11 protein-coding genes are annotated in these 15,087 nt (G+C 70.9%); 6 read left to right on the top strand and 5 right to left on the bottom strand.

The genetic code is table 11. The features are described from left to right. Positions 1-3 precede the first annotated feature (3 nt). Both K8640_RS29520 and K8640_RS29515 read right to left on the bottom strand, forming a co-directional pair. A complete protein-coding gene (locus K8640_RS29520; RefSeq protein WP_223750112.1) occupies positions 4-798 on the bottom strand; it encodes a DUF4126 domain-containing protein in 795 nt (264 codons plus the stop codon). 3 nt (positions 799-801) lie between these two features. Beyond that, complete coding sequence (locus K8640_RS29515) at positions 802-1,506, bottom strand: hypothetical protein (RefSeq protein ID WP_223750111.1); 705 nt, start codon at positions 1,504-1,506, stop codon at positions 802-804. A 464-nt stretch (positions 1,507-1,970) separates the two neighbouring features. On the opposite strand from K8640_RS29515, the gene K8640_RS29510 reads away from it, so the two are divergent. Both K8640_RS29510 and K8640_RS29505 read left to right on the top strand, forming a co-directional pair. Beyond that, complete coding sequence (locus K8640_RS29510) at positions 1,971-2,576, top strand: GNAT family N-acetyltransferase (protein WP_223750110.1); 606 nt, start codon at positions 1,971-1,973, stop codon at positions 2,574-2,576. A gap of 132 nt (positions 2,577-2,708) precedes the next feature. Next, positions 2,709-4,496 (top strand): sigma 54-interacting transcriptional regulator, encoded by a 1,788-nt coding sequence (locus tag K8640_RS29505; RefSeq protein WP_223750109.1) that lies wholly within the window; start codon positions 2,709-2,711, stop codon positions 4,494-4,496. Positions 4,497-4,506: 10 nt separating this feature from the next. Here the strand turns inward: K8640_RS29505 and K8640_RS29500 are convergent, their stop codons facing one another. Then, positions 4,507-5,865: a hypothetical protein gene (locus K8640_RS29500; RefSeq protein ID WP_223750108.1), complete on the bottom strand. Its 1,359-nt coding sequence runs from the start codon at positions 5,863-5,865 to the stop codon at positions 4,507-4,509. A gap of 497 nt (positions 5,866-6,362) precedes the next feature. Between K8640_RS29500 and K8640_RS29495 the strand changes: the two genes are divergently transcribed. Then, entirely contained in the window at positions 6,363-7,181 is an 819-nt protein-coding gene (locus K8640_RS29495) for a ThiF family adenylyltransferase (RefSeq protein WP_223750107.1), read from the top strand. A gap of 27 nt (positions 7,182-7,208) precedes the next feature. Here the strand turns inward: K8640_RS29495 and K8640_RS29490 are convergent, their stop codons facing one another. Both K8640_RS29490 and K8640_RS29485 read right to left on the bottom strand, forming a co-directional pair. After that, positions 7,209-7,658 carry a DofA protein gene (locus tag K8640_RS29490; RefSeq protein ID WP_141322761.1) on the bottom strand — a complete coding sequence of 150 codons (450 nt, stop codon included), beginning with the start codon at positions 7,656-7,658 and terminating at the stop codon, positions 7,209-7,211. 376 nt (positions 7,659-8,034) lie between these two features. Beyond that, entirely contained in the window at positions 8,035-10,551 is a 2,517-nt protein-coding gene (locus K8640_RS29485; protein ID WP_223750106.1) for a penicillin acylase family protein, read from the bottom strand. A gap of 154 nt (positions 10,552-10,705) precedes the next feature. On the opposite strand from K8640_RS29485, the gene pssA reads away from it, so the two are divergent. From pssA to K8640_RS29470, 3 genes are all read left to right on the top strand, one after another. After that, on the top strand, positions 10,706-11,350 hold the full coding sequence (gene pssA / locus K8640_RS29480; protein WP_223750105.1) for a CDP-diacylglycerol--serine O-phosphatidyltransferase: 645 nt from the start codon (positions 10,706-10,708) through the stop codon (positions 11,348-11,350). A 163-nt stretch (positions 11,351-11,513) separates the two neighbouring features. Then, positions 11,514-14,465: a choice-of-anchor D domain-containing protein gene (locus tag K8640_RS29475; protein WP_223750104.1), complete on the top strand. Its 2,952-nt coding sequence runs from the start codon at positions 11,514-11,516 to the stop codon at positions 14,463-14,465. Between the two features lie 197 nt (positions 14,466-14,662). After that, a complete protein-coding gene (locus K8640_RS29470) occupies positions 14,663-15,007 on the top strand; it encodes a hypothetical protein (RefSeq protein ID WP_046713170.1) in 345 nt (114 codons plus the stop codon). The last annotated feature ends 80 nt before the right edge of the window (positions 15,008-15,087 follow it).

Here is a 15,087-nt window from a genome sequence, read left to right as displayed (position 1 = left end):
GCATCACCCCAGTCGGGAGGGGAGCTTGCCGCCGCCGCGCCGGACGCTCGGGTCCGCGCGGGAAACACCGGAAGTCCCGGAGCCCAGCGCGTTCTGGAGCGCATCCCGCATCCGGCCCGCGAGTCGCAGGTCCAGCGTGCGGGCGATGGGCACATCCGCGCGACACTTCGGACAGCGCGAGGCTTCTTGTCGGATGCGCGCGCCACAGCCGGCGGGGCAGGGGCGCCGGCCACGTGCCTCCAGCCGGTAGGCGAACCAGCCGGCCACGGCGCAGGCCAGGGTGAACAGGAGGACGAGCACCAGGGCGAGCGGGGCCCAGAGGATGGCGACCGCCGCGAGTCCCAGTCCGAAGCAGTCCTCGATGCGCAGGAGCCACTTCCGGGGGCGCAGGACCTCCGTCTCCAGTTGGTCCACGCGCGTGTGCAGCCACTGGCGCAGCGACAGCGTGGACACGGCGACGAAGGCGCCCACCGCGCCCACGGCCCAGGGTGGGAGAGTCTCGGTGCCCACGCCCACGGAGGCGAGTGCCACCGTGGCGCCGCTGCCCGCGCTCAACGCGAACTGCGCGAGGCCGAGCACCATGCGCAGGTCGCTGTCGCGCTGCGTGTACATCTCGAACGCGAGCAGGGCCACCATGGCGCCGAGCGCCTGCGGCGTGGCGAGCCACGTCAGCTCAGGAGGCAGCGTGAGGTACTGCGCATGCGCGGCCAGCGCGAGCAGCAGCAGGCTGCCTCCCGCGCGAGTCCCCGAAGCACCGCTCAGGCCGATGGCCTGCGAGACGAGGGCGTACGTGAGCATCGCTCAGCCTCCCACCGGCATGACGAGGAACTCCTTCACGAACCCCAGGGACTGGAGCACGTAGAGCACCAGCAGCACCGACGCCGTGGTGAAGGCGAGTAGCAGGAGCATCCACGCTACGAGAAGCCCCAGCTCCCACCAGGCGATGGGCACGCCCCGGGCTTCGCGTCCGGTCTGCCACGCCAGGTAGCGACGCGCGAAGAGCCCCGCCACGGCGACCTGTCCCGCGCTCAGCGCCACCTTCGCCAGCGCGCCCAGGCCGGGCACCAGCGTCAGGAGCTCCAGCAGGAGGACGGACAGCGCCACGAAGCAGCCCGCGGCCAGCCGCAGCGTCCAGCGTGCGACGAGCTTGCGCTGGAGCGAGAGGAGCTGGAGCGCGGGCGTCACCAGCGTCACGCGAAGCCACACGAGCGCGGCGACCAGGAGCAACGACGTGAGCAGCGGCACCCAACTGGCCACCAGGGCCGCGGCCGCGACGCCCACCACCGCGACGCTCAGGTGCACCGTGGCGCGCTGGGTGGCGAGCTGGTGGAGCACCTCCCGGTCCTCGGGGCTGGGCAGCGTGGCCTCGGCACAGCGAGGGCAGGGGCGGCCGCGCAGCGCGGTCCCTCCCGGAATCCGCTCGGCGCAGCGCCGACAGCGTCCGCCGAGCAGCAGCGCGAGCTCGTGTTCCTCGCCGCGAGGGCTCGCGGTGGTGGTCATCGTCAAGATGGGACTCCCCCTCATCTGCGTGCGCGCATCATGCCCCGAACCCGCGAGCGAGTCAGGTCCGGTCTCCGCACCCCGTCGCGACCTCCCATGTCGACAGGTCCGTTACCGGGAGCGTGCTCACTGAGGGAGGGGCCTTCCTGCCGTCTCGCCAGCCCGTGTCGACAGGCTCGTCATCAGCGGCGCTCTCGTCGAAGGAGGGGCGTTCCATGGGTGGAGCGTGCGGAACGAGGGGCGGCTCCGTTGCCTCGCCATTCCAGGTCGATGCTCCCCCCGGCGGTTGCTCCTGCTGAAGGCGGCCGGCGCTATCTCTCCAGCCCATGTCGACTGTCTCTCCGGCCGTCGCGCTTGTTGAAGAAGCGCCCTCGGGCATCTCGTCATCCCATGGCCATGCCGCCTTTCGCGAGGGCGCTCTTGCCGAGTGAGGCGACCCCCTGTCTTCTCTCCCCCTGGAGTCTTGCTCGATGAAGGGTGCACCGATGCGCTTTTCGCCCGTGTCGCTGTCGCTGAAGGAGGGTCGTCCCTGTCTCATCCGGGAGGCGACGCCCGAGGATGGACCCGCGTTGTTCGAACTGGAGCGCGCCGTCGTCCAGGCTCGCGAGGGGCTGGTGAAGCTGCCGGACGAGTTGCCCGCGGACGCGGCCGCCTTCACCGCCCGACGTGAGGCCGCGGGGCTCCACCGTCAGGACGGCACCGCGTTCCCACTCGTCGCCACCGCACCCGGAGGCGCGCTCCTGGGCGAGGCCTCCTTCCTGAGGCCGAGCTACCGGATGCTGCGCCACGGCGGCGTGCTCGGCATCGGCGTCCACCCCGACGCCCAGGGCCTGGGCGTGGGTCGCGCGCTGATGCATCACCTGCTCGCGTGGCTGCGCGCCCATCGTGACGCGAACGGAGACAGGGTCCACCGCGTGGAGCTCCAGGTCCGGGGCGACAACCCCCGCGCCCAGGCCCTCTATCGCTCCTTCGGCTTCGTCCTCGAGGGCACCCGTCGCGACTTCCTGCGCACCGAGGAGGGCGTCTGGGTCGACGACCTCCTCATGAGCCTGCTGCTCCACCCCGAGCGGCCCTGAGTCGCCTTCCACCCTCACTCCGCCACCGGGCTCGCCCGCACCGCCCCTCGACGACCGGACGGCGACATTGTCTTTCCCCTGCCGCCGCAATTTCCCAGCAAGGCTTCATCCGTGAAGTAGACTGCGGGCGTCATGACGCGGCCTGTGTCCGCCTACGCCCCTCGAAGCGAACGCAAGCCGTTGTACGTGAAGGTGGTGACGCAGCCCGCGCTCCCTGGGTGCTGGGCCGTCAACATCAGCGAGACCGGCATCGGCCTCATCGCCACGCCGCGTGGCCCGCAGGAAGGCCCGTGCGAGGGCGAGTCCGTGGAGCTGTCCTTCTCCCTGCCGGACTCGGGCGAGCACATCCGCGCCCGGGGCGACGTGCGCTGGCGGCACGAGACGGGCGGCCCGGTGACGGCGCTCGGCGTCTTCTTCCACGCCTTCGAGGACTCGGACGGGGTGAAGCTGGCGCGCTATCTGGCCACCGCGCGGCTCCACGTGGTGGTGGCGTTCGCCAGCGACGAGGAGGCCCAGGACGTGCGGGCCGCGCTTGAGGGCCAGGCGGTGCCACACTTCGCGTCGAGCGCCGAGGAGGCCCAGGCGCTCCTGGCCCGTGGCGACGCGGCGGCGCTGCTGGTCTGCGGCCGTGACGAGGAGCGCGCGCTGTCGTTGGTCGCGGGGCTGGGCACGCCGGCCGAGGACGTGGACCTGTCCTCCGCGGGGCCACCCTCCGACCTGACCTCGCGCATCATCTACTGCGCGCCCGCCGCGCCCGAGCGACTGGTGGCCCTGTTCAACGCGGGGCTCGTCTTCCGCGCGCTCGGTGAGTCTCCCCCTCCCGAGGCCGTGCTCCAAGCCGTGCTCCAGGCAGGCCGCGAGCGGGGCGTGCGCACCGAACAGTGGCGCATGGCGCTGGAGCTCGAGCGCAACCTCCTGCGTGAGCGCGCGCTGTCGCAGGCCCTGCCCTCGGTGTCGGGGGCACGGGGTGAGGAGGAGGTGGGCCTGCGCAGCGCCGCCATGCAGCGGGTGATGGAGATGGTGCGGCTGGTCGCTCCGCACCGCGTGGCGGTCCTGCTGCAGGGCGAGACGGGCACGGGCAAGGAGGTGCTCTCGCGCATCGTCCACCGCCTCAGCGGGCGCGGCGAGGCCCCGCTGGTCATCCAGGACTGCGGCGCGCTCACGGAGACGCTGCTGGAGAGCGAGCTGTTCGGCCACGTGAAGGGCGCCTTCACCGGCGCGGTGGCGGACCACCCGGGCCTGTTCGTCCTGGCCAACGGCGGCACCATCTTCCTGGATGAGATCGAGAACACCACCCCCAACCTGCAGGCGAAGCTCCTGCGTGTGTTGGAGACGGGCGACGTGCGTCCGGTGGGCGGCACCCAGGTGCGCCACGTGGACGTGCGGGTGCTGGCCGCGAGCAACAAGGACCTGGGCGAGGAGGTGCGCGCGGGGCGCTTCCGCGCGGACCTGTTCTACCGGCTCAACAGCTTCACCATCGACATCCCGCCCTTGCGCGAGCGGCCCGAGGACATCCCGGAGCTGGCGCGCTACTTCCTGGGCCTGTTCAACCGCACCCTGCGCCGCTCGGCCAGCGGCATGTCCCAGGAGGTGGAGGACATGCTGCGGGCCTACCCGTGGCCGGGCAACGTGCGCGAGCTGCGCAACGTGCTGGAGCGCGCCGTGCTGCTGTCGCGGCCGGGGGAGGTGGTGTCGCGCCGGCTGTTGCCGCCGAGCCTGGCGTCCGCGTCCCCGCCCCGGAACGAACTGGCGGGAGACGGCTCCTTGCGCGCGCGACTGGAGCGGGTGGAGCGTGAGCTCATCCGCGAGGCGCTCGAGCGCCACGGCGGGGTGCTCCGACGCGCGGCCATGGCGCTGGGCATGGACCCGGTGACGCTGGGCCGCCGGGCCCGGCGCCACGGCCTGTGGAAGCAGGACTGACGTCCGGGCGTCAGTGGGCGCGCACCCACTGGAGGATGGGACGCCACACCCGCTGACGGGCGCTGGCCGCGAGGAACAGGTCCGCGTGACCGAAGTCGAGCGCGCGCTCGGCCACCGGGTGGTCCCTCACGATGAGGGACACCACGTCGTTGCTCCCCAGGAGCGACGTGGAGAACACCCCGTACTCACCCACGCCGCCGCCCGCGCCCACGTACAGCACGGGCAGCTTCACCTGGCTCAGCCGGTCGTCGTAGGGCACCTCCAGCCCGCACGTCCACGCATCCGACTCCACCACCTCGTTGAGGCTCTGGTAGGGCGCCGCGCGCTGGGCGTACTCGTAGAGGTAGGCCTCGGACGTGTACGTCAGGCTGCCCGGCAGTCCCGTCTCGTCCGCCTTGCCCGCCAGCAGGTGGTAGCCCGGGGCGAGCGGCTCCAGCGGCTTGAGCAGCGCGCCCGTGGCCGCGGCGGAGACGATGGCCGCCCGGCGGTTGGTGGGCCGACCCGTGCCGGGGCCGAAGACATCATCCGGCAAGAGCGGGGACGGCGCCGACGGCGCCAGGGCCGCGAGCTGGCCGATGGCCTGCAGCGTGATTCCCGGCGCCGCGCCGAGCAGCCCACCCTCGTAGATGCCCGAGTCCCGCCGGGCCTTCATCGCCGCGTGACGCCCGCACGCCCAGGCCCGCTGCTCCGCGTTCTGCGGGGCATGCCGCATCACCATGTCCACGGGGATGAACCCATCCACCTGGCGCAGCCCCCTGGGCAGCCGCGCCTCGTCGTTCAGATAGGCATACGCGACCATGGCGCCGCGGCTCCAGGCGAGCAGGTGCAGCGAGCCCAGGCTTCCATTCGTCAGCCGCAGCGCCTTGGCCAGGAGGATGCTGGCGCCCAGGTCCTTCGCATGCGTGCCCAGGTTCCACCCGGCCATGAAGGAGAAGTCCTGCTGACCGGCGGGCACGCCCACCCACCGCATGTCCATGCCCCACACGTCCACGCCCTCCTCCGCCAGGTACGCGGCGATGGACTGCTCGCGCGGCACGTGCGCGGAGCCCACGCTCGACAGGAACGCGGCGTCGAAACCCCACGCGTCGCCGTGCAGCATGAACACCGCCCGCTGCGTCCGTGCGGGCCACCAGGGCGCGTTCTCCCGCACCACGCGGTGCACCGTCACCACGTCATGCTCACCGGGCCCCACCTGGAGCTCGAAGCGGTAGTGCGCCAGGTCTCCGAAGAGCACCTCGCGCGTCGCGTGCCGCGCGGTGGCGGGGCCCGCCACACCCAACAGCTCGGAGCCGTTCGTCGCGAGCGCCTCCGTCGCGCTGTCCCGCAGCGCCTCCGGCGTGGCGGGCGGCTCGGAATTCCCACAACCCAATGACAAGAATGTCAGACAGACAAGAAGGCTGAACCTCAAACGCATAGGGACCTCGAATCGAAGAAGAGGGGTTCGGAGGAGGCCGCGCGTCGGTGTCCTGGCTCCTCCGTGCCGTGTCACCCGCTGAGCAGAATCCACGCCAGAGTTTGAACACACGAAACTCGCGGAGTGTCTCCTATCCCTGGACTTCACGCCTGGTGTCCACTGTGAAGCAACCGTCTGACATGCCCTGGCGGGTGCGGTGGGAAAGACCCCGCTTCACGACTGAAGCAGGCACATCACGGGTGTGGCGCGGGGCGGATGGCTGAGGCTGTCGGACGTGCCGAGTGCCGTGCGCCGGACACCGTCCCCGGGGGAGGCGGACTGGTGAACATCCCGGGCCGCCAGCCCCTCCCGGGAGCGGGGGACGAGGACCACATCGACGGGCCCTGGGATGACGCGAGGGCGACACGTCGCACGCACACCTCGACGCTCCCGGGAAAGAAAGGGGAGGCGTCATGGTGGAGCCCCGTTTCGAGCGCAATCTGGGAGTGGTGAGCGCCGAGGTGATGGCGCGTCTGGCCCGCACGCACGTCCTCGTCGCCGGGGTGGGAGGGGCCGGAGGCCAGTGCGCGGTGGACCTGGCGCGGCTGGGCGTGGGGTGCCTGACGCTCGCCGACTTCGACACCTACGAGGTCCACAACATGAACCGGCAGGTGGGGTGCTTCGAGAGCACGCTCGGCGCGTCCAAGGTGGACGTGGTGGGGCGCATGTGCCTGGACATCCACCCGGACCTGCGCCTGCGGCTGGTCCACGAGGGCATCACCGAGGACAACGTCACCGACGTGCTGGCGGGCACCCAGGTGCTGCCGCCGGTGGACTACGTGGTGGAGGTCATCGACATCGCGGGCGCGCGCGCCAAGCAGGCCCTCCACAAGGCGTGCCGCGAGCGCGGCGTCCCGGCGATGACGGGGTTGATGCTGGGGTTCGGGGCGGCGTTGCATGTCTTCCAACCGGATGCCCCGCTGTACGAGGAGCTGTACATCCTTCCGGATGGCCGCGTGGACCTGCCGGCCATCATCCCGCATCTGGGCGACTACCTGCATCAGGCCGCCATGGAGGCGTGCTTCGCGGGCAAGGGGCCCGCGCCCACCTGTGTCGTGGGGGCCACCACCGCGGCGGGGATGATGGTGAGCGAGCTGATGCGGGGGGTGATGCTCGGCGCCCACACCATGGTGTCGTGGCCGGAGTACCTCTACGTGGACCTCTTCGACCACCGCTACGTCAAGGCCCGCGCGAGGCCCCGGAGCGAGGAGCCCGCGCGCCAGCCCGCGTGAGGGCGGGCCGACGCGCGTGCAGGTGGCTCACACCACGCCGCGCCTTTTGGCCTCCTCGATGACCCGGGGCCCGTCCACGCCCAGGGTGTCGGAGAGCAGCGGCGCCACCTGTTCGGCGCGCTGGTGCACGCGCTGGAGCGTCTTGTCGTAGGTGCGCGTGACGATGTTGATGCCGGCGATGATGACGCGCTGGAGGTTGTACTGCAGGTCATTGCCCTCGACGATGGCGTGGATCTCCGTGAACAGCGGCCGCGCATCCGACTGGAACGCGGACAGGTTCGAGCGCTGCTCGCTGTTGGGGACCGCGGACCTGGAGGACAGGCTCGCCACCAGCACCAGGGGTGGCTCGGGCCTCGCGTGGGCGTCGCGCATCTGCTGGAACACGCGCTGGATGTCCTGTGGGTCGGGAGGGGACTCCCACCGCAAGAAGAAGACCCTGTCGATGATGGCTGTCTTGAAGACGGGTGTCGTCGTCATGGTGCACTTCCGCTCCTTCGCAGTACCGGTGCCCCCGGGGCCGTTTCACCGCGTGCTGCTGGCGGTGCCGGGCGGTCTGCCCGCGCATCCTGGGTTCGCCCCGCCGTGACGCCAGCCGCCCACGAGGGCGGGCATCACCCGCTGGACACGGGGCTCGTCCCCGCGTCTCGCCGAGTGTCGTCCCGAGGTTGCCCGCGCCCCCGCCGCTGTCGCGTGGTGGACTGCGGGCTTCCGAGGGCCGGCCCGGGAAGGTGCGGGGTGGTGTCCCCCACGCGCCCGAAAAAACGAAGGCCCCCGCCGTTGAAGGGCAGGGGCCTCGGGTGCTTCAAGGGGGGCGCTCCCTCACGCGAGGAGCGAGCGCCCGGACGGCTTGGGGCTAGTTGCCGGAGATCTTCGTCTCCTCGACCTTGGCGGCGTTGATGGCCTCCTCGGTGAAGACGATGTTGCGCCACTGCTTGTTGGAGAACAGCTCCGTCTGGTCGGCGTAGTACGGCGAGCTCTTGTCGCTGGACTCGCTGTAGGTCAGCACCGCGCGGCCCTCGACGCCCGTGTCGGTGAAGCCCATGGCCATGATGAAGCTGCTGCCGTTGTTGATGACGTAGCCCTGGTCGGTGAGGTTGGTGCGGGAGTTGATGACCGTGCTGCCGCGCACCGCGCTGTAGTCGGAGTCCGGCGTGGTGGACTTGAGCGTGCCCCACGACACGATGTTCGCCGTGCCGTCGTAGCTGCCGCCGCCGTGGATGGGGATCTTCTTGCCGTCCACGCGGGTGGAGTACTGCGACTCACCCAGCGGCGCGTCCACGGGGATGCCGGCGACCTGCAGCCGGTAGACGGCCGCGGCCAGGGCGAGCAGCACCGGGTCCGAGCCCGTCGCGGGAGCGGCCGCCAGCGTGTGCGGCGTGGCCAGGGGCTCCGCGGCGTTGAAGGGCACCGCGAACAGGGTGCCGCCGTTGGACAGCGTGCCCATGGTGTGGTGACCGGAGAACTCGCGGAACAGCGCCGCGCCGCGGCTGTTCGCGTTGAACAGGCCGTCCCAGGCCGTGAGCGCCGCGCAGCCCGCGCGGATGTCGATCTGCGTGGTGTTGTACTGCACCGTCGTCACGCCCGTGCAGCGCGCCACCACCTGGTCCTTGATCAGCTCGGAGACCATGCCCCGGTTGCTGAGGATGGCGTTCTCCAGCTCCGCCACGGTGAACTTGTTGTCCGCGCCCGACGCGCCGTTCTCCTCCATCAGGAGCTTGGCGTTGATGCGCGTGCGCGGCGTCTGGCCCACGTTCTCCAGGCCGTGCATGGGGGAGAAGCCCGTGAGCGGCTGGTTCGGGTTCGCCAGCCAGTAGCTGTCGTTGGCGTTGAAGACGAAGTCGCGGCGGGCGAGCTTGGGCACGCCGCTGAAGGGGACCAGGCCGGGGCCGCGCGCGCCCTCGGCGTCACGCCACTCGTTCTCCGGGTTGCTGCCGTCGAGCAGCACCAGGCCCATGCTGTTCCAGATGGCGGCCGTCGTCGGGTCCGCGCCGGCGGAGGCCGCGCGCCAGGTGCCGATGGCGACGGGCGACAGGTTGGGGGTGGGCGTCGCGTCGGTGTACCAGACGTTGCCCGCGCGGTCGGCGGCCATGGTGTTGACCCAGGGGATGCCCTGGACGGTGGCGTAGACGTTCTGGAACTCCTCCAGGCTCTTGGCCCGGTTCATCCCCACGAACTGGCTGACCAGCTGGGTGTTGTCCAGGTTGGCGTCGCGGTAGGTGAGCACCGACGCCTCGGTCCACGGCGCGGTGCCGGGGATGACGATGACGGGGCCGTAGTGGCTGCTGTAGAAGCGCTGGGTGACGTGGGTGAGCGAGCCTTCGGACAGCTTCACCAGGACGGTGATGTCCTGGGCCACCATGTCCCGCTCCTCGGAGCCGTACTTGTAGCGGGTGGGGTTGCCCGGGACGAGCTGCAGCCCGTAGAGCGTCATGCGCTGGCCGGAGGAGAACGTGTGCGTCCAGGCCACGTGCTCGTTGAAGCCGATGAGCACCGCGGGCACGCCGAGCAGGCCCACGCCGTAGACGTTGAGCTGGCCGGGGACGGTCAGCTGGCTCTCCCACAGCTTGAGTTCGCCCTCCCAGGGGAAGTGCGGGTTGGCCACCACCATGCCGCGGCCGTTGGCCGAGCGGTCCGCGCCGATGGCCCAGCCGTTGCTGCCCACGCTGCTCCACTCGGGGCGCTCCACCTTGAAGCTGCCGGGGGCGGGGCGGCCCTCGCTGCCGGCGCCCGGGCCGGGGGGCATGGCCGCGGCGATGGCGAGGATGAGCTGGTAGCTGCTGCCGGCGAGGCCCACGCTGATGTCATAGGCCAGCAGGTCCACCGCGCTGATGGGCTTGACCCAGGGCGCGTTCGTGCAGGGCGCGGGGAGCTTGTCCGGCGGCGTCTCCTTCACGTAGCGGTTGAAGCCCGCCACATAGCCGTTGAACATCTCCTGCACGTCCGTCGGCAGCTTGGGGAAGGCGGCCTCCGCCTTCTTGTCCAGCGCCAGCACCCGGTAGCCGAAGTCGCTGCCCACGTAGGTGTTGCCCGGGCCCATGCCCAGGTAGCGGGAACGCTCGCCGCGGACCTTCAGAATCTGATCCGACAGGATGCAGACGTGGTCCTTGGCGAAGGCGAAGCCCTGTCCATACGACAGGCTGCCCAGGTCGTCCGCGATGATGTGGGGGATGCCATGCGCGGTGCGGCGGATGGTGGCCTCGTACTTCGCGGGCTCCTCCGGCGCTGGCGGGGTGGGCTTCCCATCATCATCCTCACCACAGGCGGTGGCGAGCGCCAGGCTCACGCCGGCGAAAAGGGTGAGGTGCCAGCGAGAGCGCCCGGACTTCCAGGACGCCCCTCGCGGGGAGGACACGGTTGGGTTTGGATGCATGGCAGTCGTCGAGCGTAGGAAGGGGCTGATTCAGCCGTCAAAAGTTTTCTCGAACTCGACGATTCCTGAGAGCCTGAACTCAGACGCACCGCGGCATGAAACACGACAGCGAGGGACCGGCAGTGAGGATTCCCTGTGCTAGGAGAGCGCGCATATGACGACCGAGCAGCCGCGAGCCCGCCGCCCGCGCCGCCACTTCTCGATGATCCGCACCTTCGTGCTCGCCGACTTCGTGACGCTGGGCAACGGCTTCGCGGGAGCGGGGACCATCCTCGCCGCGATGCAGTACCTGGCGACGGGGCAGGTGCATTGGATGTGGGTGGCCTTCGCGCTGATGCCCCTGGCGCTGGTGATGGACTTCCTGGATGGACGCATCGCCCGGTGGCGCTTCAAGAAGTCGCCGCTGGGGGCGGACCTGGACTCGCTGGCGGACGTCATCTCCTTCGGGATGGCGCCGGCGGCGCTGGCGTTCGCGGTGGGGATGCGCGGGGCGCTGGACGTGGCGGTGCTGCTGTACTTCGTGGCGTGCGGCATCAGCCGGCTGGCGCGCTTCAACGTCACGTCGGCGGAGCTGGCCGACCCGACGGGGAAGGTGAAGTACTTCGAGGGCACGCCCATCCCCACCAGCCTGGCCCTGGTGATGGTGCTGGCGGTGGCCACCTACATGGGCCGCATCGGCGATGCGCTCTTGTGGGGCACCTGGGAGGTGGGGCCGCTGGTGCTGCACCCGTTGGTGCTGCTGTACGCGGCCAGCGGCAGCGCGATGATCTCCAAGACGCTGCGCATCCCGAAGCTTTGAGGGAAACCGGACGTCGTAGGCCCCCCTGACACCGGGATTGGCCCTCGTGGGTGGTTGCCCGCCCCTGGGTGGGTGCCTAGTTTCGCCATCGGGTCCGCTCGGCTGCCTCACTGGCGGCAAGCAAGCGGCACAGGGCGATGGGCGCGGGGAAGGGGTGGAAGCCATGACGGGGCGCTTGGGCATTTGGGCCCTCGCGGTGTTGGGGCTGGTTGCGGGGTGCGCGGATCGCGAGCGCTCGACGCTCGCGGACGGGCGGTTGACGGCGACCCCGGGCGGGATGGATTTCCAGAAGGTGGCGCTCTACGACGCGCGCGAGACGGAGATCTCCCTGCGCAACGTGGGACGTGCGCCGGTGGACGTGAACGAGGTCTGGGTGGAGGGGCCGGAAGGCGCCTACCGGGCGGAGTTCACCAGCGACGTGCCCCACAGCCTGGTGCCTGGGAGCGCGGCGTCGCTGAAGGTGCGCTTCGCGCCGACGAAGGAGGGTGGGCAGCCGGCGATGCTGGTGGTGCGCTCGGACACGCGCATCGAGCCGCTCTTGCGCATCCCCCTCACGGGCTCGGGCGTGGACGCGTGGGCGCGGGTGTCGCCGCGCTCGCTGGACTTCGGGCGCATCGAGGCGGACTCCAGCAAGACGCTGGCGCTGTCGCTGGAGAACCCCACGGAGCTGGCGGTGGAGGTGACGCCCCGGCTGGTCGGCGCGGACAAGGACGAGTTCGTGGCGAAGTCCGTGGTGGTGGAGCCGGGCGCCAAGGTGGAGCTGCCCATCCAGTTCAACCCGGTGAAGGTGGGCCGCAAGCAGGTGGCGCTGGCACTCACGCCGTGCCGGGGCTGCGCGGACGTGCCGGTGCTGGTGGCGGCCGAGTCGCTGGAGCAGGCGGTGGTGGCCGAGCCCCCGGTCCTCGACTTCGCCGCGGTGCCGGTGGACCGCGAGGCCTTCCGCGAGTCGCGCATCCGCAACATCAGCACCGAGCCCATGACGGTGAACCAGCTCACGCTGGACGGGCTGGACCTGTCCTATTCGCAGGCGAACACGGGCTTCCCGCTGGTGCTCCAGCCCGGCGAGGTGCGCGGGTTCCAGGTGCGCTACAGCCCCGGCCACATGGGGCCCGCGGAGGACATGGCGCGCTACCACGTGGTGAGCAAGCGCCACCCGACGACCGACGTGAAGCTCAAGGGCTTCGGCGGCGCGGCGGAGCTGTGCGTGTCGCCGGTGACGCACGACTTCGGCACGCAGCCGCTGGGCTCCAAGACGCGCGTCATGGTCAACGTGAAGAACTGCGGCTCGTCCAACGCGGGCGCGCTCACGCTGGAGTCGCTCACCTGGCAGCCGGACCCCGCGGGACCAGCGCAGTTCAACCACACGCCGCTGGCCATGCCGCACACGCTGCAGCCGGGGCAGGAGATCAACATCCCCGTCTTCTACGAGCCCACGCGCACGGGCTCCGCGTCGGGCGTGCTGGTGATGACGACGAACGCGTACTCCGCGGCCATGGTGCAGATGGACTTCCGCGGCACGGCCCTGGCGCACGCGCCCTGCGAGCTGGCGATCACTCCCATGGCGCTGGACTTCGGCACGGTGCCGCCGGGGCGCGGCGCGGTGCTGGGCGTGAAGCTGGAGAACAAGGGGCGCGATTTGTGCCCCGTGAAGAACATCCAGCTGCGCGACAGCGACGGCGGCGTGTTCCGCATGCCGGGTGGGGACCTGTTCGGCGTCATCATCTACCCGGGCGACTGGTTCAGCTTCCAGGTGGCGGTGCAGATGCCCGTCACCGGCGGCACCTTCGCGGGCACGCTGCAGGTGGAGCAGATGGAGCCGGCCAACCCGGTGGTGCTGGTGCCGCTCATCGCCAACGCGCAGGCGACGTGCCTCATCCCGTCGCCCTGGTACGTGGACTGGGGCGTGGCGCGGCGCGACTGTCCGCCCGAGCCGCGCGAGGTGAACTACCTCAACGCGTGCACCATGCCCGTGTCGGTGTCCAACGTGTGGATTGGCCCGGGCACCACGGACGGCGAGTTCTCCGTGAGCGGCGTGCCCACGCCGCTGCCCTTCACGCTGCAGCCGGGCGAGGCCTTCACGGTGGACCTGGACTACACCGCGCAGGTGTACGGCATGAACCTGTCGCCCCTGTTCGTGAGCTCCGACGACCTGGCCGCGCCGCTGCTGGTGCCGCTCATCGGCGAGTCCTCCAAGCGCACGGACAAGACGGACCACTTCACCCAGCAGGACGTGAGCAAGGTGGACGTGCTCTTCGTCGTGGACAACACCGCGTCCATGGTGGAGGAGCACCCGCGGCTCGTGTCGGCGATTCCGTCCTTCGTGGACGCGGCGCTGGCCAAGCAGGTGGACCTGCACGTGGCCGTGACGACGACGGGCATCTCCGCCGTCTCCAACGCGTGCCCGGGCGGCGCCCAGGGGGGCGAGGCCGGCCGCTTCTTCCCGGCGGACAACGCCCGGCCGCGCATCCTCACCCAGAACACGCCGAACCTGACGACGCTGCTGCAGCAGAACGTGCAGGTGGGGCAGTGCGCCCAGGTGGAGCAGGGCTTCGAGGCGATGCGGCGGGCGCTGTCGCCGCCCCTGGTGAACAACGCGGATGATCCGCGCACGTCCCTGCCGCGCGACGGCAACCTGGGCTTCCTGCGCGACGCGGCCGCCCTGGTGGTGGTGTTCGTGGGCGACGAGGATGATCACTCGCCGGACGCGGTGGACACCTACGTGGCGTGGGCCCAGCAGCTCAAGGGGCAGAACCAGCCCCAGCGCGCGACGTTCTACGCCATCGCCCCCACGGCGACGGCGTGCGGCACCGCGGGCGGCACGGGCACGCGCTACGCGGAGGCCACCGCGCGCACCGGCGGCGAGGTGATGAACGTCTGCGCGGCCAACTACGGCCCGCTCCTGTCCGCGGTGGCCAACAAGGCCTTCTCCGCCCAGGACCGCTTCCCGCTGAGCGACTCGCCGGAGCCGGGCAGCGTGACGGTGACGGTCAACGGCGCCCCGGTGACGACGGGCTGGCGCTACGACGCGCCCACCAACAGCGTGGTCTTCACCAACGTGCCGGCGCCGGGCGCCAAGGTGTCGATCAGCTACCGCCGCTCGTGCGACGCCGGGTGAGCAGGCGGGCGCGGGCGGGGGCTTCCAGACAGGAGGTGTGAGCCAGTCGAAGGGCCGGTCATCCGGCCCTCGACGTTCATGTCGGTCCCGGGTGCTACAGGTCTGCTTCCGCCTGTGCGGATGACCAGAAAATTGGAGCGCTCCTCACGGTGTGTACCCTGAGGTCGTACCCGCTCCCGCCGAGGAGGCACCCGGTGATGTCCCCAGACTCCGAAGGAACCAAGACGACGAGCCCGGCCCGCCCCAGCGCGGCGCGCTCGCCGGGCCTGCGGGTCATCCAGGGCGAGGGCCGCCGCAAGGAGGAGCCGCTCGCTTCCCGGGATGCCGTCGCCCGCGCCCTGATGGAGGCCGGCGCCGACCTGCTCCTGCGCCGCATCTCTCCGGCGCGAGCCCAGGAAATCGAGCGCAAGGTGGACCGGGTCCTGGACCTGTTCGACCGGGTGGATCGGGCGCCGGTGCTGATGCCGGTGCTCAAGCGGCACCTGGACGAACTGGAGGCGCTGATGCGCGAGACGCGCGAGGTCCGGGTGGCCCGGCGGTAGCGCGCGGGCCGGGATTAACCGGTTCCGCCATGCCTACAAGGGTTTGACCCCCCTGTCGTGTGGGCTTACGCTCGGGACTT

It is taken from the genome of Myxococcus sp. XM-1-1-1 (assembly GCF_020037095.1).
In the GTDB taxonomy this organism is placed as follows: domain Bacteria; phylum Myxococcota; class Myxococcia; order Myxococcales; family Myxococcaceae; genus Myxococcus; species Myxococcus fulvus.
Note: the sequence above shows the minus strand (reverse complement) of the source record. Positions and strands in the feature narration are given on the sequence as shown.

Coding starts and splice junctions, on each gene's coding strand:
- pssA (WP_223750105.1), top strand. CDS start 10,706: ATGACGACCGAGCAGCCGCGAGCCCGCCGCCCGCGCCGCCACTTCTCG.
- K8640_RS29475 (WP_223750104.1), top strand. CDS start 11,514: ATGACGGGGCGCTTGGGCATTTGGGCCCTCGCGGTGTTGGGGCTGGTT.
- K8640_RS29505 (WP_223750109.1), top strand. CDS start 2,709: ATGACGCGGCCTGTGTCCGCCTACGCCCCTCGAAGCGAACGCAAGCCG.
- K8640_RS29470 (WP_046713170.1), top strand. CDS start 14,663: ATGTCCCCAGACTCCGAAGGAACCAAGACGACGAGCCCGGCCCGCCCC.
- K8640_RS29520 (WP_223750112.1), bottom strand. CDS start 798: ATGCTCACGTACGCCCTCGTCTCGCAGGCCATCGGCCTGAGCGGTGCT.
- K8640_RS29490 (WP_141322761.1), bottom strand. CDS start 7,658: ATGACGACGACACCCGTCTTCAAGACAGCCATCATCGACAGGGTCTTC.
- K8640_RS29510 (WP_223750110.1), top strand. CDS start 1,971: ATGAAGGGTGCACCGATGCGCTTTTCGCCCGTGTCGCTGTCGCTGAAG.
- K8640_RS29485 (WP_223750106.1), bottom strand. CDS start 10,551: ATGCATCCAAACCCAACCGTGTCCTCCCCGCGAGGGGCGTCCTGGAAG.
- K8640_RS29495 (WP_223750107.1), top strand. CDS start 6,363: ATGGTGGAGCCCCGTTTCGAGCGCAATCTGGGAGTGGTGAGCGCCGAG.